Annotated in this window: 25 protein-coding genes; 21 read left to right on the forward strand and 4 right to left on the reverse strand. The window is 73.3% G+C overall.

Features of this window, described 5'->3' with window-relative positions:
* The first annotated feature begins 3 nt into the window (after positions 1-3).
* The 20 genes from J421_RS32125 (at position 4) to groL (ending at position 20,172) form a co-directional block, all read left to right on the forward strand.
* Positions 4-678, forward strand: coding sequence for a site-2 protease family protein (locus tag J421_RS32125; protein ID WP_025412147.1), 675 nt, complete (start codon positions 4-6; stop codon positions 676-678).
* A complete protein-coding gene (locus tag J421_RS15795; protein WP_025412148.1) occupies positions 675-1,475 on the forward strand; it encodes a segregation and condensation protein A in 801 nt (266 codons plus the stop codon). Before J421_RS32125 ends, J421_RS15795 begins: the two co-directional genes overlap by 4 nt.
* On the forward strand, positions 1,450-1,998 hold the full coding sequence (gene scpB, locus J421_RS15800; protein ID WP_025412149.1) for an SMC-Scp complex subunit ScpB: 549 nt from the start codon (positions 1,450-1,452) through the stop codon (positions 1,996-1,998). The genes J421_RS15795 and scpB overlap by 26 nt, the downstream gene beginning before the upstream one ends.
* A 15-nt stretch (positions 1,999-2,013) precedes the next feature.
* Positions 2,014-2,382 (forward strand): hypothetical protein, encoded by a 369-nt coding sequence (locus tag J421_RS32820; RefSeq protein WP_025412150.1) that lies wholly within the window; start codon positions 2,014-2,016, stop codon positions 2,380-2,382.
* Between the two features lie 515 nt (positions 2,383-2,897).
* Positions 2,898-3,635 (forward strand): pseudouridine synthase, encoded by a 738-nt coding sequence (locus J421_RS32825; RefSeq protein WP_025412152.1) that lies wholly within the window; start codon positions 2,898-2,900, stop codon positions 3,633-3,635.
* Between the two features lie 187 nt (positions 3,636-3,822).
* Positions 3,823-4,791 carry an AAA family ATPase gene (locus J421_RS15810; protein WP_104023132.1) on the forward strand — a complete coding sequence of 323 codons (969 nt, stop codon included), beginning with the start codon at positions 3,823-3,825 and terminating at the stop codon, positions 4,789-4,791.
* A complete protein-coding gene (locus tag J421_RS15815; protein WP_236646255.1) occupies positions 4,788-5,846 on the forward strand; it encodes a DUF58 domain-containing protein in 1,059 nt (352 codons plus the stop codon). The genes J421_RS15810 and J421_RS15815 overlap by 4 nt, the downstream gene beginning before the upstream one ends.
* 5 nt (positions 5,847-5,851) lie before the next feature.
* Positions 5,852-6,883, forward strand: a complete 1,032-nt coding sequence (locus tag J421_RS15820; protein WP_148306352.1) for a hypothetical protein — start codon at positions 5,852-5,854, stop codon at positions 6,881-6,883.
* Positions 6,880-8,571 carry a VWA domain-containing protein gene (locus J421_RS15825; RefSeq protein ID WP_025412156.1) on the forward strand — a complete coding sequence of 564 codons (1,692 nt, stop codon included), beginning with the start codon at positions 6,880-6,882 and terminating at the stop codon, positions 8,569-8,571. The genes J421_RS15820 and J421_RS15825 overlap by 4 nt, the downstream gene beginning before the upstream one ends.
* 85 nt (positions 8,572-8,656) lie before the next feature.
* Positions 8,657-11,161, forward strand: coding sequence for a BatD family protein (locus J421_RS15830; RefSeq protein ID WP_025412157.1), 2,505 nt, complete (start codon positions 8,657-8,659; stop codon positions 11,159-11,161).
* Between the two features lie 17 nt (positions 11,162-11,178).
* The gene (gene mutL / locus J421_RS15835) at positions 11,179-12,927 is read left to right on the forward strand and encodes a DNA mismatch repair endonuclease MutL (protein WP_025412158.1); all 1,749 of its coding nucleotides are present in this window, start codon (positions 11,179-11,181) and stop codon (positions 12,925-12,927) included.
* On the forward strand, positions 12,924-13,856 hold the full coding sequence (gene miaA, locus J421_RS15840) for a tRNA (adenosine(37)-N6)-dimethylallyltransferase MiaA (RefSeq protein ID WP_158508811.1): 933 nt from the start codon (positions 12,924-12,926) through the stop codon (positions 13,854-13,856). The genes mutL and miaA overlap by 4 nt, the downstream gene beginning before the upstream one ends.
* Positions 13,853-14,983: an N-acetyl-alpha-D-glucosaminyl L-malate synthase BshA gene (bshA, locus tag J421_RS15845; RefSeq protein ID WP_025412160.1), complete on the forward strand. Its 1,131-nt coding sequence runs from the start codon at positions 13,853-13,855 to the stop codon at positions 14,981-14,983. The genes miaA and bshA overlap by 4 nt, the downstream gene beginning before the upstream one ends.
* 24 nt (positions 14,984-15,007) lie before the next feature.
* Complete coding sequence (gene uppP, locus J421_RS15850; RefSeq protein WP_025412161.1) at positions 15,008-15,772, forward strand: undecaprenyl-diphosphatase UppP; 765 nt, start codon at positions 15,008-15,010, stop codon at positions 15,770-15,772.
* On the forward strand, positions 15,756-16,571 hold the full coding sequence (locus J421_RS15855; protein WP_025412162.1) for a biotin--[acetyl-CoA-carboxylase] ligase: 816 nt from the start codon (positions 15,756-15,758) through the stop codon (positions 16,569-16,571). Before uppP ends, J421_RS15855 begins: the two co-directional genes overlap by 17 nt.
* Positions 16,568-17,116, forward strand: a complete 549-nt coding sequence (locus J421_RS15860; RefSeq protein WP_025412163.1) for an RNA polymerase sigma factor — start codon at positions 16,568-16,570, stop codon at positions 17,114-17,116. The genes J421_RS15855 and J421_RS15860 overlap by 4 nt, the downstream gene beginning before the upstream one ends.
* The gene (locus tag J421_RS34780) at positions 17,109-17,780 is read left to right on the forward strand and encodes an early set domain-containing protein (protein WP_025412164.1); all 672 of its coding nucleotides are present in this window, start codon (positions 17,109-17,111) and stop codon (positions 17,778-17,780) included. The genes J421_RS15860 and J421_RS34780 overlap by 8 nt, the downstream gene beginning before the upstream one ends.
* Positions 17,781-17,788: 8 nt before the next feature.
* On the forward strand, positions 17,789-17,980 hold the full coding sequence (locus J421_RS15870; RefSeq protein WP_025412165.1) for a hypothetical protein: 192 nt from the start codon (positions 17,789-17,791) through the stop codon (positions 17,978-17,980).
* A gap of 210 nt (positions 17,981-18,190) precedes the next feature.
* On the forward strand, positions 18,191-18,499 hold the full coding sequence (gene groES, locus J421_RS15875; protein ID WP_025412166.1) for a co-chaperone GroES: 309 nt from the start codon (positions 18,191-18,193) through the stop codon (positions 18,497-18,499).
* A gap of 38 nt (positions 18,500-18,537) precedes the next feature.
* Positions 18,538-20,172: a chaperonin GroEL gene (gene groL, locus J421_RS15880; protein WP_025412167.1), complete on the forward strand. Its 1,635-nt coding sequence runs from the start codon at positions 18,538-18,540 to the stop codon at positions 20,170-20,172.
* A 63-nt stretch (positions 20,173-20,235) separates the two neighbouring features.
* Here the strand turns inward: groL and J421_RS15885 are convergent, their stop codons facing one another.
* Entirely contained in the window at positions 20,236-20,853 is a 618-nt protein-coding gene (locus J421_RS15885) for a helix-turn-helix transcriptional regulator (protein WP_025412168.1), read from the reverse strand.
* Positions 20,854-20,885: 32 nt separating this feature from the next.
* Between J421_RS15885 and J421_RS15890 the strand changes: the two genes are divergently transcribed.
* Positions 20,886-21,425, forward strand: coding sequence for a hypothetical protein (locus tag J421_RS15890; RefSeq protein WP_148306354.1), 540 nt, complete (start codon positions 20,886-20,888; stop codon positions 21,423-21,425).
* A 63-nt stretch (positions 21,426-21,488) separates the two neighbouring features.
* Here the strand turns inward: J421_RS15890 and J421_RS15895 are convergent, their stop codons facing one another.
* The 3 genes from J421_RS15895 to J421_RS15905 all read right to left on the reverse strand — a co-directional run bounded on the left by J421_RS15895 (position 21,489) and on the right by J421_RS15905 (position 23,442).
* Entirely contained in the window at positions 21,489-21,953 is a 465-nt protein-coding gene (locus J421_RS15895; RefSeq protein WP_025412170.1) for a hypothetical protein, read from the reverse strand.
* An 89-nt stretch (positions 21,954-22,042) separates the two neighbouring features.
* Entirely contained in the window at positions 22,043-22,498 is a 456-nt protein-coding gene (locus tag J421_RS15900; RefSeq protein WP_025412171.1) for a hypothetical protein, read from the reverse strand.
* 137 nt (positions 22,499-22,635) lie between these two features.
* Positions 22,636-23,442: an MBL fold metallo-hydrolase gene (locus J421_RS15905; RefSeq protein WP_025412172.1), complete on the reverse strand. Its 807-nt coding sequence runs from the start codon at positions 23,440-23,442 to the stop codon at positions 22,636-22,638.
* Between the last annotated feature and the right edge of the window lie 3 nt (positions 23,443-23,445).

The following is a 23,445-nucleotide window of genomic DNA, read 5'->3' on the forward strand; positions in this document are numbered from 1 at the left end:
GTCTTGAACCTCACCGACCTCCTCATCGTCGCGCCCGTCCTGCTCTTCTCGATGGTGGCGCACGAGTACGCCCACGGCTACGCCGCGCTCCGGCAGGGCGATCCGACGGCGTACCAGCTCGGCCGGCTGACGTTCAACCCCGTGAAGCACATCGACCCGTTCATGACGATCATCCTCCCCGTCATGACGGCGCTGACGGGCGGGTTCATCTTCGGCGGGGCGAAGCCGGTGCCGGTGGACCCGCGCAATTACCGCAGCTATCGGCGGGGCGACATCATCGTGTCGCTGGCGGGGATCGCGACGAACCTCGTTCTCGCGGCGGTCTGCGCGGCACTCATCGTGCCCCTCGGCATGCTCGGCCGCGCGCTGCCCGCGGCGACGACGTCGCTCGCGATCCTGCAGGAGATGATGCGGGCCGGGGTGATGTTCAATCTCATCCTGGCGTTCTTCAACCTGCTGCCGATCCCGCCGCTCGACGGCTCGCACGTCGCGAAGTACCTGCTGCCGCCGGCGTGGGGGCTGCGATACGCGCAGCTCGGGCGCTTCGGGTTCCTCATCGTGCTCCTCTTCCTCACGGTGGGGCGCGGCGTGCTCGCGATCTGGATGGCGCCGGCCGGTGCGCTGAACGCGGTGGCGACCACGCTCGTGTCGCCGTACCTGCTGCCGAACCCGCTGTGAGCGACGACGAGCGCCTAACGTGGGGCGATGCCCCGGTCGTCGAGCCGCGCGACGCCCAGCCGCAGCAGGTCGTCCCGGGCACCGGCGCGTTCGTCGTGGAGCTGGCGCAGTTCTCCGGGCCGCTCGACCTGCTGCTCTCGCTGATCCGCGACGAGCAACTGGACGTCTACGACATCCCCATCGCGCGGGTGGCCCAGCAATTCCTCGCGCGCGTGAAGGAGCTCGGTCTCGACGAGGCGGCCGACTACCTCGAGATGGCCGCGCGACTGCTGCGCATCAAGGCGCAGCTCCTGCTGCCGCGCAGCGGCGACGAGGAGGCGTGGGAGGATCCGCGCGCGGAGCTCGTGCGGCGGCTGCTCGAGTACCAGCAGGTGCGCGAGGTCGTGGAGCACCTCGACCGACTCGGCGAGGATCGACGGCAGCGCTTCACGCGCGGATGGAACCCCGCCCTGGCCGCCATGCTGCCGACCGGCGCGCCTCCGCTCGCGCTCTCGCTCAGCGAGCTGCTGTCGGCGGTGGACCGCGTGCTGCGCACGGCGAAGGAGCCGACGATCCACGACGTCGTGCCGCGCGCGCTCGACGTGGCGAGCGCGATCGTGACCGTGCGGAGCGTGCTCGCGCTGCGTCGGCGCGCGCGGTGGACGGACGTCGTCGGCGCCGACGCGGAGCCGTGGCAGATCCTCAGCGTGCTGCTCGCGCTGCTCGAGATGGCGAAGCTCGGTGAGCTGCGCCTCGAACAATCACGACCCTTTGCCGTGGTGGAGATCGCGAGTGACGTCGCTGGCGAAGCTGCTTGAGGCCGCGCTGTTCGCAAGCACGCGCCCGGTGCCGTACGACGAGCTCCGGGCGCTCGACGCGTCGGCCGACGACGGGGCGCTGGAGGCCGCGCTCGAGGAGCTGCGGCAGCACTACGACGACCCGGACGACGGGCACGCGTTCGAGCTCGTGGAGCAGGGCGGCGGCTGGCAGCTGCTCACGCGGCCCGAGTTCACGGAGGCGATCGAGCGCGCGCAGCTCGCGCAACGGCCGCAGCGCCTGTCGGCCGCGTCGCTCGAGACGCTGGCGATCATCGCGTACCGGCAGCCGATCGGGCGTGCCGAGATCGAGGAGATCCGCGGCGTGTCGGTCGGCGGCGTGCTGAAGATGCTGCTCGAGCGCGGGCTCGTGGACGTCGTGGGTCGCTCCGAGGGGCTCGGGCGGCCCCTGCTCTACGGCACGACGCCGTTGTTCCTCGAGCAGTTCGCGCTGCGCCACCTCGACGAGCTGCCGCGGGCCGACGAGCTGGCGGTGGCGTTGCGCACGGAGCCGAAGCCGGTATGAGAGAACGTCCGACGGGTGGGGGCGGCCGCGACGATCGCGCGGCACGCGACGAGCGGCCGGCGCGGCCGGCGCGGCTGGCGCGCGGCGGCAGCGATCGCGTTAGGCGGAGCGACGACGAGGAAGATCGCGACGTGCGTCCGCCGCGAGGCCGCGGTGGAGACGTTAGGCACGGTGCGCCGGCGCGTGGGGCGCCGGCACGCGGCGGGCCGCCGCGCCAGCGCGACGAGCGGCCCCGGCGCGACGCGCGAGGCGACGCGCGTCGCGAGGGACCGCAGGGGCCGCGCGGACCTCGTTCGTTCGGTGCGCGCGACGCCGGCGAATCGCGCGAGCGGTTCGGGAGCGAGCGCGCGCCGCGCGAGCGTCCGCGGCGCGAGGGGGCGGTGAGAGAGCGACCGGGCGGACAGCGGCCGGGCGGACAGCGGCCGGGCGGACAGCGACCCGTCAGAGAGCGACCGTTCGGGGAGCGTCCAGTGCGCGAGCGATCGTTCGGGGAGCGTCTACCGCGCGAGCGATCGTTCGGGGAGCGACCGACGCGCGAGCGATCGTTCGAGGAGCGGTCGTCGCGCGAGCGACCGTCCCGCGAGCGACCGGCTCGCGAGCGACCGGCTCGCGAGCGACCCGCGCGCCCGCGGCCGTCGGGGGAGCGTCCGCCGCGTGAGCTCACGGCGCGCGAGCGTCCCACCCGCGACCACTCCGCGGGCGAACGTGCGACACCCGCACGCCCAGCCCGGGATCGTCCGACCCGTGAGCGTCCGACCCGTGAGCGTCCGACGCGTGAGCGTCCCGCGCGAGAGCGTCCCGGGCGCGAGCGTCCCGCGCAGGAGCGTCCGGCGCGCCGTGCGGCGCCCGCGGCGCCGCCTCCGCGCCTGGAGCCCGGCCGCCCCGCGGCGCGCGGGCCGATGCGCATCCAGCGCGCGCTCGCGCGAGCCGGCGTGTCGTCGCGCCGTGAGGCCGAGGCGCTCGTCGCGGCCGGACGCGTGCACGTGAACGGGACGCCCGCGACGACGGGGCAGGTGATCGACCCGGCGCGAGACCACGTCACGCTCGACGGGAAGCCTGTCGCGGCGCCGGTCGCCGCGCAGTGGCTCGTGCTGAACAAGCCGACCGGCGTGCTCACCACGCGGAAGGACCCCGAGGGCCGGCCGACGGTGTTCGAGCTCGTCCCCGACTGGCCGGGGCTCACCTACGTCGGTCGCCTCGACTTCATGACCGAGGGCGTGCTGCTCCTCACCACCGACGGCGACGCCGCGCACCGCCTCACGCATCCGAGCTCCGAGGTGGAGCGCACGTACGTGGCGCTCGTGCGCGGCAACGCTCCCGAAGCGGTCCGCATGGCGCGGCGCGGCATCGAGCTCGAGGACGGGCTCGTGCGGCCGGTGCACGTCGACGCGCGCCCCGCCGGCGCGCGCCGGTGGGAGTTCGAGATCACGATCGCCGAGGGGCGCACGCGCGAGGTGCGGCGCGTGTGCGAGGCGCTCGGCCTGCAGGTGGAGCGGCTCGTGCGCGTACAGTTCGGCCCCGTGCGACTCGGCGCGCTGCCACCAGGAACGACCCGCGCCCTCACGGTCTCCGAGCGGCGCGTCATCGAGGCGCTGGCGCGCGCCGACGGACCAACGGGCCGCAGCCACGACCACTGAACGACACCGCACGACCATTGCGTGGCCGCCGGGCGAACCTCCGGCGGCCACGAGGGTATCGGCGGGTGCGCGACCGACGCAGCAGAGGCGGGCGCGGTCCCGAACTTGAAATCGACGCGGCCGACGGGCGCGCACGCGACATCGGACGCCCGGTGGCCCAGATCACGGAGCACGTAACGTGGCGACGATGACCCCTCCCGCGTCGGCCGACGCGGCGCTGGTGCAGGGCGTGGTGCGGCAGGTGGCGCGCCGCGTGGTGGGGCAGGAGTACATGGTGGAGCGCCTGCTCATCGGCCTGCTCACCGGCGGCCACGTGCTGCTCGAGGGCGTTCCCGGGCTCGCGAAGACGCTCACCGTGCGCACGCTCGCCGAGACGATCCGCACGACGTTCAACCGCATCCAGTTCACTCCCGATCTGCTCCCCGCCGACGTCGTCGGCACGCAGGTGTTCGATCAGACCACGGGGCAGTTCTCGGTGAAGAAGGGACCGATCTTCGCGAACATCCTGCTCGCCGACGAGATCAACCGCGCGCCCGCGAAGGTGCAGGCCGCGCTGCTCGAGGCGATGCAGGAGAAGCAGGTCACGATCGGCGGGCAGACGTTCCGGCTCGAGGAGCCGTTCCTCGTGCTCGCGACGCAGAACCCGATCGAGAACGAGGGCACGTACCCGCTCCCCGAAGCACAGCTCGACCGGTTCATGCTGAAGCTCCGCATCGGGTACCCGTCGCGCGACGAGGAGAAGGAGATCATGCGGCGCATGGCGGGCGGCACGCCGATCACCGTGCAGCCCGCGGCGACGCCGGAGCAGATCCTCGACGCGCGCCACCGCATCGCGGAGCTGTACATGGACGAGCGCATCGTCGACTACATCGTCGAGATCGTGCACGCCACGCGCGCGCCCGCCGAAGCGGGGCTCGGCGACCTCGCGCCGCTCATCGAGTTCGGGGCCAGCCCGCGCGCGTCGATCGCGCTCGCGCAGGCGTCGCGCGCGCATGCGTTCCTGCGCGGCCGCACGTTCGTGACGCCCGACGACGTGAAGGCGATCGCGCCCGACGTGCTGCGCCACCGCGTGCTCACGTCGTTCGAGGCCGATGCGGAAGAGGTGACGAGCGACGACATCGTCGCGCGCGTGCTCTCGCGCGTGGAGAGCCCGTGAGGATCTTCCGCCGCCTTGGCGAGTCGTTAGGCGGCCGGCGCGCCGGCGGCGCGGCGCTGCAGCCCGAGCGCGCGCGCGCGTCGGCCGAGGTGCTGGCGCGGCGCGAGGCGGCGGAGGAGGGCGGCGCGGACCGCCGCTCGGGCGATCCGCGCTCGAGCGATCCGCGCTCGCGCATCCCGCCCGACGTGCTGCGACAGATCCGGCACATCGACGTGCGCACGCGCGGGCTCGTGAACTCGCTGTTCGCCGGTGAGTACCGCTCCGTGTTCAAGGGGCAGGGCATGGAGTTCGCCGAGGTGCGCGAGTACCTGCCCGGCGACGAGGTGCGCTCGATCGACTGGAACGTCACCGCGCGCATGCGCCGCCCGTTCGTGCGGCGCTACGAGGAGGAGCGCGAGCTGACCGTGATGCTCGCCGTCGATCTCTCGGGCTCCGAGCGGTTCGGCACGGAGCGGCGCTTCAAGAGCGAGCTGGCGACGGAGCTCGCCGCAGTGCTCGCACTGTCCGCGGTGCGCAACAACGACCGCGTGGGCGCGCTGCTGTTCACCGACCGCATCGAACACGTCGTGCGCCCGCGGAAGGGACGCCGCCATGCGCTGCGGCTGCTGCGCGACGTGCTGGTGTTCGAGCCGCAGGGCCGCCGCACGAGCATCGCCGTCGCCGCCGACTACCTCGGCCGGCTGCTCACCCACAAGGCGATCCTGTTCCTCATCTCCGACTTCCAGGATCCGGACCTCGAGCGGCCGCTGAAGCGCCTCGCGCTGCGGCACGACGTCGTCGCGGTGACGGTGGAGGATCCGGGCGAGCTGGCGCTCCCCGACGTCGGCCTCGCGCGCTTCCTCGATCCGGAGACGGGCGTCGTGGTCGAGCGCGACACGGCCGATCCGGCGCTGCGCGCGTGGTTCGCCGAGCGGGTGATGGCGGACCGCGAGGAGCGCCGCCGGCTGCTGCGGCGCCTGGCGATCGACGAGGTGGCGGTGCGCACCGGCGAGGGGTACGTGGAGCCGCTGCTCCACTTCTTCCGCTCGCGCGAGACGCGGGCGCGCCGCGGGTGACGGCGGTGCGCGCGCCCCGCCACCTGCTCGCGGCGATCGCGCTCGCGTTAGGCGCCTCGCGCGCGTCCGCGCAGGGCGCCACGCCCGGGCTGCGCGCAGGCGTGTCGGTGACGCCCGACACGGTCGCCGTCGGCGACCCGTTCGTGGTGAAGGTGCGCGTGCAGGCGGCCGCGGGCACGGTCGTCACGTTCCCGGCGCCGCCGGACACGTCGGGGCCGGTGCAGGCGCGCGACCCGCGCCGCGTCGACAGCGTGCGCGCGCCGGCGGGCGAGATCGACGTCGTCGCGACCTATCGCGTCTCGGCGTGGGACGTGGGGCCGCTGCCGTTAGGCCTCGCCGACGTCGTGGTCCGCGACGCGGCGGGAGAGCGACGGGTCCCGTTAGGCGCGTACCGCGTGTACGTGCGCTCCGTGCTGCCCACGGACTCGGCGCTCCGCGTGCCGAAGCCGGCGCGCGCGCCGCTGCCGGATGCGCCATCGGTGCTGCTGCAGTGGTGGCCGTGGATCCTCGCCGCGGCGATCGTGCTCGCGCTCATCGGCTGGCTCGTCTCGCGGTGGCTGCAGAAGCGCCGCTCGCGCCGCGGGGTGGACGACCCGTACGGCCACGCGGTGCGCGAGTTCGCGCGGCTGGAGAAGCTCGGTCTCGTCGAGGCTGGCGAGCACGGACGCCTCGTCGCGCTCGCCGCCGACGTGGTGCGCGACTACCTCGCCGCGCGGCTGCCCGACGCGGCGCGCTCGCTCACGTCGACCGAGGTGCAGCGCGCGCTCGGCGGCCGCGAGGAGGTGCCGCACGAGCGGCTCGCCGCGCTGCTCGAGTTCGCGGACCTCGTGAAGTTCGCCGCCGTCCGCATCGGGCCGGACGCCGCGCGGCAGGCGTTCGCCGAGGCGCGCGGCGTGGTGGACGACGTGGAGCGCGGCGTGAAGGCGCGCGAGGAGCGCGAGGCCGCCGAGGCCGAGGCGCGTGCGCGGCGCGCGAGCGACGAGCAGCGGCGCTACGAGGAGGAGCGGCGACGCGCCTCGCGGAGGGACGCGGCATGACGTGGCTCCGGTACTTCCAGGCGCCGTGGCTCCTCGTGCTCGCGATCGTGCTGCCGCTCGCGGCGCTCGCGCTCGCATACGTGTGGGCACGGCGGCGCCGCGCGCGCGTGACGCGGCTCGGCGCCGAGCCGCTCGTCTCACGGCTCGCGCCGTCGATCTCGGGGACCGGCGCACGGTGGCGTGCGCTGCGGCTCGGCGGCGCGGTGCTGTTCGGCGCGATCGCGCTCGCCGGGCCGCGGTGGGGCAACGAGCGGTCGGAGATGCAGTCGTCGGGCGTCGACGTCGTGCTCGCGCTCGACGCGTCGCTCTCGATGCTCGCCACCGACGAGCGCCCCGACCGCCTCACGCGGATGAAGCAGGAGGTGCGGCGGCTGCGCGCGATGACGCCCGGCGACCGCGTCGCCCTGCTCGCGTTCGCGGGGCGCAGCTACATCCTCACGCCGCTCACCACCGACGAGGGCGCGATCGACCTGTTCCTCGACAACCTCGACCCGAGCGTCGTGGGGCAGGCCGGCAGCTCGCTCGCGCGCGCGATCCGCCAGGGAACGGAGCTGCTCCAGAGCACGCGTGGACGCGGCGGCGACCGCGCGATCGTCGTCATGAGCGACGGCGAGGCGTTCGAGGCGGAGGACGACGTACGCGAGGCCGCGCGTCAGGCGGCGGACGCGGGGATCATCGTCGTCACCGTGGGCTTCGGCACCGCGCAGGGCACGACGATCCCGGTGCACGAGGGGAACACGACGACGCTGAAGCGCGACGAGTCGGGCAACGTCGTCGTGACGCACTACGTGCCCGACCTGCTGCGCGCGGCCGCCGAGATGGGGCGCGGCACGTTCATCCCGGCCGAGGCGACCGACAAGGCCGCCCGGGTGCGCGCCGCGCTCGGCAACCTGCGCGCGCAGCGCCGCGCCGTCGCCGCTGGCAACGATCTCACACCGCGCTTCCAGCTGTTCGTCGCGCCCGCGCTGCTGCTGGTGCTGCTCGACGCGTGGCTCTCCACGCGGCGACGGGCGTCGCGGCGCGAGGCGCCGGCCGCCGCGCGAGCCGCGGCGCTGCTGCTGTTCGCGCTGCTCCCCATGCTCTCCGGCTGCACGCGCCGCGAACTCGACGACGATGCGCTCGGGCTCTACCAGCACGGCGACTTCCCGCGCGCGCTCGCCGCGTATCGCGAGCGCGTGAAGGCCGGCGGCACGCCGCGCGCCGTCTACAACTTCGGCACCGCGCTGCTCGCCGCGGACTCCGCGGAGCCGGCGCGCGACGCGCTCGACCGCGCGCGCCAGGCGCCGGACACCGGCGTGCGCTGGCGTGCGCAGTTCAATCTCGGGCTGCTGCATCTCCGCCGCGGGCTCGAGACGAAGGGCGACGGCGCGACGGAGGATCTCGACGCCGCGCTCGCGCTGTACAAGCAGGTGCTCCTCGCGCATCCCGCGGACAGCGACGCGAAGTGGAACTACGAGCTCGCGCTGCACAAGAAGAAGCAGCAGTCGGGGGGCGGGGGCGGCGGGGGCGGCGGTGGCGGGCAGGGCGCGCCGCCGCAGGCGCAGCCGCAGCCGCGGCCGGCCGGAGGCCTCGGCGAGCGGCAGGCGGAGGAGCTGCTGAACGCGGCGGCCCGCGACGAGCGCGACGTGCAGGGGAAGAAGCAGAAGCAGAACCAGCCGCCGCCACCGCCGGGCGGAAAGGACTGGTAAGGTTCCGCGCACTGTTGCAACCTGAAGGCGTGACATCCCACGCAGTCCTCCTCGCGCCGACCCGCCCCGGTCGGCGCTCGCGCACGTGAGCCCGGTCGCCGCTCTCGTGCTCGCCGTGCTGCGCCTCCTCGCGCAGATCGGCGTGACCGTCAGCGCGCCGACGCAGATCGGCCCGCGCGACCCGGCGCTCGTGCAGGTCGAGATCACCGCGCCCGCCGGCCGCGACGTGCGCCTCGTGCCGCCGAGCTTCGCGCCGTTCCGTCTCGTCACGGCGAACGTGGTGAGCGGCGTCGACTCCGGCGCCGTTAGGCGCGGCGCGGCGCGGTCGGCGTGGCAGACGATCGAGCACCGGTTCGTGCTCGCGCCGCCGGCGAACGCGGCCGGCCACTACACGTTCGCGCCGTTCGAGGCGCGCGTGACGGCGCCGGGCATGCGCGACGCGCTCGCCCGCTCCGCGGCGTGGGCGATCACCGTACGCGGTCCGCCGCCGACGTCGGGCGATCTCCCCGCGATCGTCGAGCGCGCGAGCATCGAGCCGAGCAAGGGCATCAACTTCCACGCGCTCGCGCTGCCCGAGACGGTCTACGTCGGGCAGCAGGTGACGTATCAGGTCGGGGTGTTCCTCGACGAGGCGGTGCGTACCCGGCTGCGCCGCAACCCGGAGTTCCTCCCGCCCGAGCTCCGCGGGCTGCTCGCCTACGAGCTGCCGGCCGGGCGCACGTCGCTGCGCGATCGCGTCATCGCCGGCAAGAAGTGGGACGTGCACGTCTTCCAGCGCGCGGTGTTTCCGCTCGAGGCGGGGCGCACGGACGTGCCGCCGGCGCAGCTCTCGTACTCGCTGCCGCTGTCGTTAGGCTTCTTCAGCCGCGAGGAGAGCTACACCGCGCGCTCCGAGCCGGCGTCGATCGTCGGCGTCGCGCCGCCGCTCGCCGGGCGTCCGTCGGACTGGGTGGGCGCGGTCGGCGTGCTGCGCGCGTCGTCGCGGCTGGACACGGCAACGACGCGCGTCGGCGACCCGCTGGTGCTCACGCTGCGCGTCGAGGGCACGGCGAACGTGAAGCTGCTCCCGCGTCCGCCGCTGTCGATCGCGTGGGGTACGGCCGTGCCGGGCGAGGAGCGCGTGACGGTGGACTCCACCGCACTGCTCGTGCGCGGCGCGAAGGAGTTCGACTGGATCGTCACGCCGCGCACGGCGGGCGACCAGGAAGTGCCGACGATCCGCTACCCGTACTTCGACCCGTACCGTCGCGTGTACGATGTCGCGACGTCGACGCCGCTGCCGGTCGCCGTGTCGCCGGGCACGCTCGCTGCCGCGACCTCCGACAGCGTGGCGCCGCACGCGCTCGAGATCCGTCGCGTGGACTTCGGGCCCGTCGCGGCACCGGTGTCGTCGCGCGCGCTGTTCTGGCTCATCGTGCTGCTCGCCCCGCTGCCCGCGGTGGTGCTCGTCGTGGCGCGGCGACCGCGCCGCGTGCGTCCGACGCCGCCGCCGGCCGCGCGCCTCCGCGACGTCGCGCGCGGTGCGACGGCGGCCGACGTCCGTCGCGTGAGGCAGCTGTTCGGCGGCGCGCTCGCGGAGCGGCTCGCGCTGCGCGATGCGGGGGCCGACGTGGCGAGCGCGCGCGCCGGCGTGCTCACTCGCCGTCTGCGCCGCGCCGGCGTCACGCCCGAGACGGCGACGGCCGTCGAGGCGTTCGCGCGGCGGCTCGACGCGGTGTCGTACTCGGAGGCGCGCGACGCGGCATCGGCGACGCGCGACGGCCGGCTGCTCGCCGACGAGGCGCACGCGCTGCTCGCCGCGGTCGATCGCGAGGCGCGCACTCGTGTCGCGCTGCACACCGCCGGCGTGGCGCGGCGGGCTATCGTGCTGCGTGCGCTCCTCGTCGCCGCGCTCGGCGCCGCCGCCGCCACGGCTGCACGCGCCGCAGCGCGCGCCCGCGCGGAGACCGAGTTCGAGCGCGGCGTCGCGGCCTACGCGACGCGGCGCTACGCCGAGGCGGCGCTGCACTTCACCACCGCCGCGCGCGCCGAGGTGCGCTCGCCCGACGCATGGGCGAATGCGGGCACCGCGGCCTGGGTGGTCGGCGACACGGTCGGCGCCGCGGTCGGCTGGCAGCGCGCCATTCGTCTCGACCCGCGTGCCGCCGACCTCCGCGTGCGACTGGATCTGCTGCCGGCCTCGCAGGACGGCTGGATCGCGGGCGTGCCGCCGCTGCCGCTCGACTGGGCCGCGCTCACGGGCCTCGCGATGTGGGTGGCCGCGTGCGCCGCCGGCGCGGCGCGTCTCGCCGGACGCGGACGCAGCTGGCCCATAGGCTCGCTGGGCACGGCGGCGCTGCTCGGCGCGTCGGCGTCCGCGCTGCTCTGCGCGCAGCTCGCGCGCGTGCACGCGGCGCGCGACCTCGCGGTCGTGCGCGTGTCGGGGCCGCTCCACGCCGAGCCGGCGCTCGGCTCGGAGGTCGCGGGGCCCGTCGAGGCGACGGACGTCGCGCGCGTCACGGGCCGGCGCACGGTGTGGGCGCGGGTCGCGCTCGACGGCGGCCGACAGGGGTGGATCGAGTCGGACCGACTGATCTGGCTGGCGCCGTGAGGGGTTAGCTTCCCCTCGTGCCGCACATCGCCATCCTGCCGTCCGCCGTCGCCGACCAGATCGCCGCCGGCGAGGTCGTCGAGCGTCCCGCGTCCGTCGTGAAGGAGCTCGTCGAGAACGCGCTCGACGCCGGAGCGACCTCGGTCGACGTCGTCGTCGAGTCGGGTGGGCGCACGCTCGTGCGCGTGAGCGACGACGGCTCCGGCATGTCGCGCGACGACGCCGTCCTCGCGCTCGCGCGCCACGCGACGAGCAAGATCCGCCGCGCCGAGGATCTCGTCGGCGTGCGCAGCTTCGGCTTCCGCGGCGAGGCGCTGCCGGCGATCTGCTCGGTGTCGCACCTCGACATCGAGACGGCGACGGCGGACGGGGAAGGGACGCGCGTCACCGCCGAGGGGGGCACCGTCCAGGAGGTGCGCGACGCGGCGCGCCGTCGCGGTACGACGGTGAGCGTGGCGCGGCTGTTCTACAACGCGCCGGCGCGCGAGAAGTTCATGCGCAGCACGCGCAGCGAGTGGCGCGGCATCAGCGACGCCGTCGTGACCGCGGCGCTCGTTAGGCGCGACGTGCGCTTCACGCTGACGCACGACGGTCGACCCGCGCTCGCGCTGCCCGCCGCGCCGTCGCTCCGCTCGCGCGTCGCCGCGATCTTCGGCGCGCGCTACGCGGACGCGCTCGTCGACGTCGACGACGTGGCGGGAGCGATCGGCGTGTGCGGGCTCGTCGAGCGGCCGGCGGACGTCGGCACCGCGTCGCGGCGCGTGTTCCTCGTCGTGAACGGCCGCGCCGTGCGCGACGCCGGCATCGTGCGCGCCGCCGAGGCGGCGTACCGATCGACGCTCCCTTCCGGCGTGCGCCCGTCGCTGTTCCTCGACGTCACGCTCCCCGCGGACGAGGTGGACGTGAACGTCCACCCGGCGAAGGCCGAGGTCCGGTTCCGCGACCGGTGGACGGTGGAGCGCGCCGTGGAGCGGGCCGTGCGCCGCGCGTTGGGCACCCCCGACAGCGCAGCCGACGTCGGACGCGCGTGGCAGCGCGGCCTGTTGGGGGACGCGACGCCGCGGCCGATCGAGGTCGATCGCTCCGCGCTGCGCGTCGACGCGCCGCCGCCCGGTGGGTTGTTCGCCGCCGACGTGGACGTGGCCGACGCGCCGGCATCGGTGGCGACCGCGATGCGCGAGCCGGAGGAGGAGATCGCGGTGCCGCCGCTCACACAGCTGCGGCGGACGTACATGCTGTTCGAGCGCGACGACGGCGTGGTGCTCATCGATCAGCACTCCGCGCACGAGCGCGTGCTCTACGAGCAGTTCATGGGCGCGCTCGAGCGCGGCGAGGCGCCGTCGCAGCGCCTGCTCTTTCCGCTCACGCTGCACCTCGGTCCCGCGCAGGGCGACGCGTTCGACGAGCACCGCGACCTGTTCGCGCGGCTCGGCTTCGAGGTCGAGGGGTTCGGCGGCCACACGCTGCTCGTCCACAGCGTCCCCACGCCGCACCCGCGCTTCGACGCCGAGCGGTGTCTGCGCGAGACGCTCGACACGCTCACCGGCGACCGGCACGTCGGTGTGCACGCGCGCCACGAGCGGCTCGCCGCGACCGTCGCGTGCAAGGCGGCGATCAAGGCCGGCGATCCCCTCTCGCTGGACGAGATGCGCGCGCTGTTCGTCGCGCTCGCCCGCACCACGCTTCCCGCGCACGACGTGCACGGCCGCTCGACGATCGTGCAGCTCGGCTGGGACGAGGTCGACCGACGCTTCGGCCGCCGGTGAGCGCGGAGCCGATCCGCGTCGACGTGATCTGCGGGCCCACCGCGGCCGGCAAGTCCGCGCTCGCGACGTGTCTCGCGAAGCGGCATCCGATCGCGATCGTGAGCGCCGACTCGCGGCAGGTCTATCGCGGCTTCGACATCGGCACCGCGAAGCCGACGCTCGACGAGCGGTCCCGCATCCCACACTTCGGCGTCGACGTCGCCGAACCGGTCGAGCGGTACTCGGCAGCGCGCTGGGCGGCATCGTTCGACGGCTGGCTGGACGACGCACGCTCACTCGGTCGGCGCGCGCTGGTCGTCGGCGGTACGGGCCTCTACCTCCGCGCGATCGCCGCGCCGCTGTTCGAGGAGCCACCGCTCGACCCCGTCGCGCGACGCGCGCTGCAGGCGCAGCTCGACTCGCTGTCGACGGACGAGCTGCGCCGGTGGGTCGCCGCGATCGATCCCGCGCGCGCGCACCTCGGCCGCACGCAGCTGCTGCGCGCCGTGGAGGTCGCCGTGCTCACCGGGCGGCGCGTCAGCGACCTCCACGCCGAGGCGGCGCGCACCTCGCGCCACGCGCTTCGCTACCTTGTGGTCGATCCGGGACGCGAGGTGCTGCGCGCGCGGATCGCCGAACGCGCGGACGCGATGCTCGCGGTCGGCTGGACGGACGAGGTGCGTGGGCTCGTCGATGTCGTGCCCGACGACGCGCCCGCCTGGAACGGCACGGGCTACGAGACGCTGCGTCGTCACGTGCGCGGGGAGATCCCGCTCGACGTGGCGCGCGAGCGGATCGTGGTGGAGACGCGACAGTACGCGAAGCGGCAGCGCACGTGGTTCCGGCATCAGCTCCACGGCGCCGACGTGACGTGGCTCGACCCGCTCCGCCCCGACGCGTCGGCGATCGCCGATGCGTGGCTGCACGGACAGAGGAGCACTCCAGTATGAACATCGGCATCACCTGCTATCCGACGTACGGCGGCTCCGGCGCGCTCGCCACGGAGCTGGGCATGGCGCTCGCCGCGCGCGGCCACGAGGTGCACTTCATCACCTACAAGCAGCCGTTCCGGCTCCCGAGCTTCCTGCCGCGCGTGTACTTCCACGAGGTGGAGGTGAACCGGTATCCGCTGTTCGAGTTCCCGCCGTACGACCTCGCGCTCGCCGTGCGCATGCACGAGGTGATCGTGGAGCATCGGCTCGACGTGCTGCACTGCCACTACGCCATCCCGCACGCGACGAGCGCGTTCCTCGCCCGCGAGATGCTGCGCGTGGGCAAGCGCGACATCAAGGTCGTGACGACGCTCCACGGCACCGACATCACCATCGTCGGGCAGGATCCGAGCTACCAGACGATCACGAAATTCTCGATCGAGCGCTCCGACCGCATCACCGCGGTCTCGGAGTTCCTGCGCCGCGAGACGATCGCCGCGTTCGGCTGCACCGGCTGCTCGGTCGAGGTGATCCCGAACTTCATCGACCCCGAGGTCTACGACCGCGCCGCGCATCCGCGCGCCGCGACGCTGCTGGCGCCACCGGAGATCCCGGTGCTGATGCACATCTCCAACTTCCGCGCGGTGAAGCGCGTGGTCGACGTCGTGCGCATCTTCGCGCGCGTGCGCGAGGTGATGCCCGCAGTGCTCGTGATGGTCGGCGACGGTCCGGACCGCGTGGACGCCGAGCTGGAGGCGCGAACGTTAGGCATCGACGGCGACGTGCAGTTCCTCGGCAAGATCGACGCGGTCGCGCCGCTGCTGGCGCGCGCGAACCTGTTCCTGCTGCCGAGCCGCAGCGAGTCGTTCGGCCTGAGCGCGCTCGAGGCGCTCGCGTCCGGCGTGCCGGTCGTCGGCAGCCGGGCGGGCGGCCTCCTCGAGGTCATCCGCGAGGGCGAGACCGGAGAGCTGTGCCCCGTCGGCGACGTCGACGCGATGGCCGAGGCGGCGCTCGGCATCCTGCGCGATGGCGACAAGTGGCGCACGATGAGCGACGCGGCCGCCGCCGACGCGCGCGCGCGCTTCTCCCAGGACGCCGTCGTCAGCCAGTACGAGAAGCTCTACGAGCGCGCCGTCGGCGCCTGACGCTCAAACCCCACCGCGTCCCGCATGTCGTTTCTCGAAGCGCTGATCCTCGGCATCGTCGAAGGGATCACCGAGTTCCTCCCGATCTCCTCCACCGCGCACCTCGTTCTCGCCAGCACGCTGCTCGGCATCGCGGACGACCCGTTCGCGAAGAGCTTCGAGATCATCATCCAGCTCGGCGCGATCCTGTCGGTGGTGGTGCTGTACTGGCGCAAGCTGCTCGACGTCGAGCTGCTGAAGAAGACGATCGTCGCGTTCATCCCGACGGGCATACTCGGCCTGACGGTCTACAAGATCGTGAAGGGCTACCTGCTCGGGAACGTATACGTCGTGCTCGGCGCGCTGCTCGTGGGCGGTCTGGTGCTCATCGCGTTCGAGCGGTTCCGGCCGAGCGACGAACGCGAGGTGGACTTCGGCGAGATCACCTACAAGCGCGCGCTGCTCATCGGGCTGTTCCAGTCGATCGCCATGATCCCCGGCGTCTCGCGCTCCGCGGCGACGATCGTCGGCGGCTCCGCGATCGGCGTGTCGAAGCGCACGATCGTGGAGTTCTCGTTCATCCTCGCCATCCCGACCATGGCGGCGGCGACTGGGCTCGAGCTGCTGAAGGGATACAAGGATCTGCTCGGCCACTTCGACGTGCTCGCGGTCGGCTTCGTCGTCAGCTTCGTGACGGCGCTGCTCGCGATCAAGTCGTTCCTCGGCTACATCAAGCGGCACAGCTTCGCGGCGTTCGGCTGGTATCGCATCGTGCTCGCCGTCGCGTACTTCCTTGTCTTCCTCCGCTGACGTCGTCGCGCCGTCGTACGACGGCGAGTCGGCGGACGCGCTCGCGCGGAGCCTCGACGTCCCGCGGCTCCTGCTCTTCTCCGACGTCTCGTCGACGATGGACGTCGCGCACGCGGCCGCGGCGCGCGGTGCCCCGGCCGGCACGCTGGTCCTCGCCGACGCGCAGAGTGCCGGACGCGGGCGGGCCGGACGACGGTGGGCGTCGCGCGCCGGTGGCGGCATCTGGCTCACGCTCGTCGAGCGCCCGGACGACGCGTCCGCGATCGAGGTGCTGTCGCTGCGGTTGGGGCTCGCCGCCGCCGCCGCGGTCGAGCCGTTCGCCGATGGACGCGTGTGCCTGAAGTGGCCGAACGACCTGTACGTCGCCGCCGGCAAGCTCGCCGGCCTGCTCGTCGAGGCCCGCTGGCGCGATGGGCGGCCGGAATGGGTGGCGATCGGGTTCGGCATGAACGTCCGCCCGCCCGAGGACGTACCCGGTGCGGGGCACTTGCGCGGCGGGACCCGGCGGCCGAGCGTGCTGCGGGCGCTCGTGCCGGCGCTGCGGCAGGCTGCTGCCCGGCGTGGGCCGCTCGACTCGGCGGAGCTGGAGGCGTTCGCGAATCGCGACGTGGCGGTCGGCCGTACGGTGAGCGCGCCGCTCGCCGGGCGGGTGGTCGGCATCTCGGCGGCCGGCGAGCTCCGGGTGGAGACGGCGGCGGGGCGGGTGGAGGCGGTCCGGCACGGCTCTCTCGTCCTCGCGGACGGGTCTTCCTTCAGCGGGTGTGACGCTCCGTCGCCCCGACGAGTTACTCCGGCATGACGACGACAGACGCGGACGCCGTACGGCTCGTCCTCGAGGGCGACGCGGAGGCGTTCAAGATCCTGGTCGACCGGTACTACGACCGCTGTCTGCGGCTCGCCACGCACCTGCTGGGTGCGGGCGGCGACGCCGAGGACGCGGTCCAGGACGCGCTGTTGCGCGCCTACCGGCACCTCGGCGCCTACCAGGAGCGCGACAAGTTCAGCGCGTGGCTGTTCCGCATCGTGGTCAACCAGTGCCGCACGCTGGGTGCGCGGCGGCGCGGGGTGCAGGCGCTCCACGAGCGCGCCTGGATCGAGCAGGGTGACGGCGAGCCGGCCGAGGAGCATCCGGCCGACCGCGAGGCGACGCGCGAGGAACTGCAGCGCGCGCTCTCTCGCCTCGACGCCGACCAGCGCGAGGCGGTGGTGCTGAAGTTCGCCGAGGACATGACCTACGACGAGATGGCCGCGGTGACCGGCGTCGGCGTCTCGGCGCTCAAGATGCGCGTTCAACGGGCGTGCAAGCGCCTTCGCGCGATGCTCACGGAGACGAACCATGTTTGACGCGCACGACGACCTCGAGACGCTCCCCCCGTCGCTCACCGCGGCGCTCCGCCGCGACGTGCGTCCGGCCCGCGGGGGAGGGCGCGACGCCGCCGTGGCCGCGATCATGGACGCCGTGCGCGACGCGCCGGCGCCGCGCCGCGGTCACCTCCGCTCCCGGCTCCTCTCGCTCCGCCCGATGCGCCCGCGGTGGGCGCTCCGGCGCGGCACGCTGTCGCCGGCGGGCGCGATGCTCGCCGCGTGTCTCACGCTGGCCGTCGGGTGGCTCGGCGCGCTCGGTGGGCAGCGCGGCATCGGCATGCGGCCGGCGAACCGCGAGGAGTCTGTCGTGCGCCCGTCCGTCATCCGCGACTCGCTGCTCGACAACGCGATCGTCCTCGCGATCCGCGACACGGTGCGCATGGTTCGCTTCGCGCTCGAGGCGCCGGCGGCGTCGCGCGTCGCGCTCGTCGGCGACTTCACCGGGTGGGGCGCCCGCGCCGTGGAGCTGCGCCGGCGTGGCGGCGCGTGGGCGGCCGACGTGCCGTTGCGCGGTGGACGGCATCGCTTCGGGTTCGTCGTCGACGACTCGCAATGGGTCGGGGCGGCACGGGCGGCGGCGCGCGGCTTCCTCGCGGACACGCTGGCGCTCGCACCGGCCCGCGCGGTCGGCGACACGATCTGACGCGACCGATGCGCGACCACTGGCTGCCGATCATCGCCGCGCTCACGCTGGTCGGCGGGTTCGCCGACCTCGCGCTCGGGGGCAACGCCGTCGCGGCGATCCTGCTCGTCGCCGGCTACTGCCTCGCGGTGCCGGCGGCGATCCTGCGCGGGCGTCTGCCACGCCGGCAGCGGGCGACGGGGCCGCGGCTGTCGCACTGACCGACGAGGTCGGCGCGGATCCGCCGGGATGGCGGGATCGCCCGGCATAAGGCTTTATATAGCAGAGACTTAGCGCGCCGGACGGTGGCGTCGACCGAACTTGACGCTGACCGCTCCGGCGTGTAGTTTCGCCGCTGCGTTGGCACTCACGCAGCGTGAGTGCTAATAGCAGGCACACGACCCTCACTACCAATCGGAGAGGCGCAAGCAATGGCCACGAAGAATGCCGTCGCGCTGAAGCCGCTCGCCGACCGTGTCGTCGTCAAGGCGCTCGAAGAGACCGAGACGATGCGGGGCGGGCTGTACATCCCGGATACCGCGAAGGAGAAGCCGCAGCAGGGGGAGATCATCGCCGCCGGCCCGGGCAAGTTCGACGAGAAGGGCGGCCAGCGGATCCCGATGGACGTCAAGGTCGGCGACAAGGTGCTCTACGGGAAGTACAGCGGCACCGAGGTCACCATCGACGGCGAGCAGTACCTGATCCTCCGCGAGTCCGACGTCCTGGCGATCGTCGGCTGACGCTGCGCTGAGCACTTCACATACGAGGAACGAGAGCCATGGCTGCGAAGGAACTGCATTTCAACACCGAGGCGCGCGCGGCGCTGAAGCGCGGCGTCGACCAGCTCGCCGAGGCGGTGAAGGTCACGCTCGGGCCGAAGGGCCGGAACGTCGTCATCGACAAGAAGTTCGGCGCCCCCACCGTGACCAAGGACGGCGTCACGGTCGCCAAGGAGATCGAGCTGACCGATCCGCTCGAGAACATGGGCGCCCAGATGGTGAAGGAGGTCGCGACGAAGACCAGCGACAACGCGGGTGACGGCACCACGACGGCGACCGTGCTCGCCCAGGCGATCTTCCGCGAGGGCCTGAAGAACGTGACGGCCGGCGCGAACCCGATGGCCTTGAAGCGCGGCATCGACAAGGCCGTGCAGGCGATCATCGAGGAGCTCAAGAAGATCTCCGTCCCCACCGCCGGCAAGAAGGAGATCGCGCAGGTCGGCGCCATCTCGGCGAACAACGACAAGGAGATCGGGGATCTCATCGCCGAGGCGATGGAGAAGGTCGGCAAGGACGGCGTCATCACCGTGGAGGAGGCCCGCGGCCTCGACACCACGCTCGAGACGGTCGACGGCATGCAGTTCGACCGCGGCTATCTCTCGCCGTACTTCGTCACGGATCCGGACAAGATGGAGGCCGTCCTCGAGGACGCCGTCATCCTGATCCACGACAAGAAGATCTCCTCGATGAAGGACCTGCTCCCGGTCCTCGAGAAGGTCGCGCAGAGCGGCCGTCCGCTGCTCATCATCGCCGAGGACGTCGAGGGCGAGGCGCTCGCCACGCTCGTCGTCAACAAGCTGCGCGGCACGCTGCGCGTGGTCGCGGTGAAGGCCCCGGGCTTCGGTGATCGCCGCAAGGCGATGCTGCAGGACATCGCGGTCCTCACGAACGGGCAGGTCATCTCCGAGGAAGTCGGCTTCAAGCTCGAGAACGCGGTCCTCTCGGACCTCGGCCGCGCGAAGCGCATCGTCGTCGACAAGGACAACACGACGATCATCGACGGCGCCGGCTCGCAGGACAACATCCAGGGCCGCATCAAGGAGATCCGCGCCGCGGTCGACAAGAGCACGTCGGACTACGACAAGGAGAAGCTCCAGGAGCGTCTCGCGAAGCTCGCCGGCGGCGTCGCCGTGATCAACGTCGGTGCGGCGACCGAGGCGGAGATGAAGGAGAAGAAGGCCCGCGTCGAGGACGCGCTGCACGCGACCCGCGCGGCCGTGGAAGAGGGAATCGTCCCGGGCGGCGGCGTCGCGCTCGTGCGCGCGCAGCGTGCGCTCGACGGCCTGAAGTTCGAGGAGAGCGACGAGCAGATCGGCGTGCAGATCATCCGCCGCGCGATCGAGGAGCCGCTCCGCATGATCGTCCAGAACGCCGGCAACGAGGGCTCCATCGTCCTCGAGAAGGTGCGCGGCGCGCAGGCGAACACGTACGGCTACAACGCGCTCACGGACACGTACGAGGACCTGGTGCAGGCGGGTGTCATCGACCCGACGAAGGTCACGCGCACGGCGCTCCAGAACGCGGCGTCCATCGCCGGCCTCCTGCTCACGACCGAGGCGCTGGTCGTCGAGAAGAAGGAAGACAAGCCGGCCGCCCCCGCGGGCGGCGCGGGCGGCATGGGCGGCATGTACTGAGCCGGAGCCGTTAGGCAGAGGGAGGGGCGGGGGCCACGGGCTCCCGCCCCTTCGTCGTTCACGCTACCCGTGCTCGATCAGCCGCGCGACGAGCTCGCGCCGCGTGCGCACGCCCGCCTTGCGGCACGCGCGCCCGACGTACTCCTGCACCGTGTGCATCGAGAGGCCGAGCGCCGCGGCGATCGCCTTCGTCGCGTCGCCGCGTGCGACGCCGCGGAGGATCTCGCGCTCGCGGGGCGAGAAGCCGAAGCGTCGCGCGACCGACGCGACGTGCGCGCCGTCGTCGTCGCTCGTGCGGTCGATGACGACGAACGTGCGCGGCGCGTCGGGATCGTCGGCCGGCGATGCCGCCGCGAGCACGTGGAGCTGATAGGTCCGTCCGTCACGCCCGTGCACGACGCGCGCGTGCTCGCCGCCGAGCGCGTGAACCACGTGCGCCACCGTCGGCGGCTCGTCGGCGCGGCGCTCCTCGGCGCGGCGCTCGTCGACGTCGGCGGTGAGCAGCGTGGCGAGCAGCGCCGTCGCCGACGCGCTGTGATGCAGCAGGCGGCCGCGCGCGTCGAACGCCAGCACGGCGGGCGCGCGCGACTCCCCAACAACGTGGGACATGACGCCGCGGCCGTCGCGTCGCATCATCGCGTCGCGATCCGCATCCGGGTCGCCGGTGCCGCCGACCGGCATGCACCGCACACTTCTACTCGGAGAACCGTCCGTTGCATCGCTCTCTCGTGAACGTGGTGCTGCGCGCCACCCTCTGCCTCGCTGCCGCGGCGTGCGCCGACGCGCCGTCCGCCCCCCGTCTCGCCTCGTCGTCGCCGTCCCTCGCGACCGCCGCCGCCGGCGAGAGCCGGACGTACAACGACATCAGCGTGCCCGTTCAGATGCCCGTCCGGATCCCGTGCTCGCGCGCCGGCTGGGAGATCATCCCCATGAGCGGCGTCGAGCACGCGTCCATGCAGCTCTCGTCGAACGCGACCGGTGACCTGACGCTGCGACTGCACGTCAACGCGCAGGGCGTCACGGGCGTCGGCCTCGTCACCGGCGACACGTACCGCGCGTCGGGCACGACCGAGGAGAAGTACGACTGGACCGCCGCGGCCGCGCTCGATGGGTACTACCTGACCTACAACTTCAACGTCACAAGCGCCGGCGCGACGGGGAACATCGTCGCGCACGAGGTCCTGCATATGACGTTCGACGCGTCGGGCTACCCGTCGCTCCAGGTGACGAAGTTCGACGCGGAGTGCCACTGAGCGCGGGGGGCGCGAGCCGTTAGGCCCGCGCCCCACCCATCGTTCGGGCGGCGACGTCGCCGGCTACGGGAGCTCTCCCGTGGTCGGCTCGTCGCTGCCGGCGGGGGCCGAGCCGCCCGACGCGTCGCGGTCGAGCACGCGCACCCGCATCGCGTAGTGGAAGTACTCCCGCTCCGTCGACTGGCCGTCGCGACCCGACAGCTCGGAGCCGGGCTCGCTGAAGACGGTCCGGGTGCAGCGCAGCCGCGCGTCGCCCGGCCGCCCGGCGACGATCCGGACGCTGGTGGTGACTTCGGCGACCGCCGGCGCGTCGGACGTGCACGAGCCGACGTCGCCCACGGCGAGCGCCATGTAGACGCCCAGGTCGAGCGTGTCGCCGACGAACAGCGCGATCTCGGTCTCGTCGGTCGGGGTCGCGGCGGACCCCTGCTGCGGCGGCGCGGTGAACGAGTCGCCGCAGGCAGCGAGCGTGAAGCCGGCGACGAGGACGACGAGGCCGAGCGCGCGATGAACGATGGTGCGGGGCATGAGCGCCTCCGGATGGATCGGGGTGACGATCGCCGTCGACTTCGATGCGCGGTGCCGATGACGGCGACGGTGTCGGTGACGCGGACGCCTCACCGCGAGCGGGGGAGCATCACGCCATCCCACCACAGCGCCGGGTCGTCGGCGGTCTCGCGCACGCGCACCCGCACGTGCACGTCGTAGTCGTAGAACCGCTGATCGAGCTCCGTCTCGTCGCTCGACGGGTCGCCGGTGATGAGCGTACGCGTGCAGTGCATGGAGACCTCGCCGGCGGCCTCGCCGACGATGTCGACCACGCCGTGCACGGTGGCGATCGTCTCGTCGCCCGACACGCACGACGCCGTACCGCCGTCGGCGAGGAGGATGAAATCACCGATGTTCACGGTGTCGCCGACGAACATCGTGACCTCGGGCTCGTAAGCCACGGTAACCGGCGGCGTGAGGTGCGACGCGGGGCCGGTGTACGGGTCGTCGCAGCAGGCCGCCGCGACGGCGAGGGCGATGGCGGTGGGAACGACGAGGCGGGACCGGCGCAGTGAGCTGGACATGGGGCCTCCGGGCGGTTGGGGATCAGCGGGGGTGAGCAGCTGGACCCAAACCTTCGGAAGCCCCGTACGGGCGGCGTAGCCGCCGCGTGCCCTCCAGCGTTCTTCCCGCGTTCCTCGCGGATTCGTCGCGCGAACGCTCAGAACAGCGTGAGCTGTCCCCCGGGGCCGCCGCCATCGCCGAACGGCCCCACGACGCCGTGCTGCGGCGCGACGGCCAGCTCGCCCTTGTAGCGCGTGCGGCGCAGCACGCGCTGCATCGACTCGTGGGCGACCGCCGGCGAGTTGTTCGTCTCGCTGAGGTGCGCGAGGACGATCTGCTTCAGCCCCTTGTGCAGGCAGTGCATCGAGAGCTCGCCCGCCGCGCGGTTGCTGAGGTGCCCGTGCTTGCCGCCAACGCGCCGCTTCAGGTGCCAGGGGTACGGCCCCGACTCCAGCAGCCCCTCGTCGTGATTCGACTCGAGCACCAGCACGTCGACGCGCTGGACGGCGGTGCGCACCTCGTCGGTCACGCAGCCGAGGTCCGTGACGACCGCCGTGCGGGCGCCCGAGCACACGGACGTGGCGACGAAGCCGACCGGATCGGCCGCGTCGTGCGAGGTGCCGAACGGCTCGATCCGCAGGTCGCCCACCGTGAACGGCACGCCGCGCGCGATCACGTGCGTCGACGCGCCCTCCAGCAGCTCGCCTGCGCCCCGCAGCGTGCCCTCGGTGGCGTGCACGGGCCACTTCCACCGCTTCACGGCGCGCTGCACGGCGGAGACGTGGTCACTGTGCTCGTGCGTGAGCAGCAGCGCCTGCACCGACGCCGGCGCGATGCCGATCGCCGTCAGCCGCTCGGCGAGCCGGCGCGCCGAGAATCCGGCGTCGACGAGCACACGCGTGTCGCCGCTCTCGACGAGCACCGCGTTCCCCTTGCTGCCGCTGCCGAGCATCCACAGGCGCATCGC

Origin of the sequence: Gemmatirosa kalamazoonensis (assembly GCF_000522985.1) — a bacterium.
GTDB lineage: Bacteria > Gemmatimonadota > Gemmatimonadetes > Gemmatimonadales > Gemmatimonadaceae > Gemmatirosa > Gemmatirosa kalamazoonensis.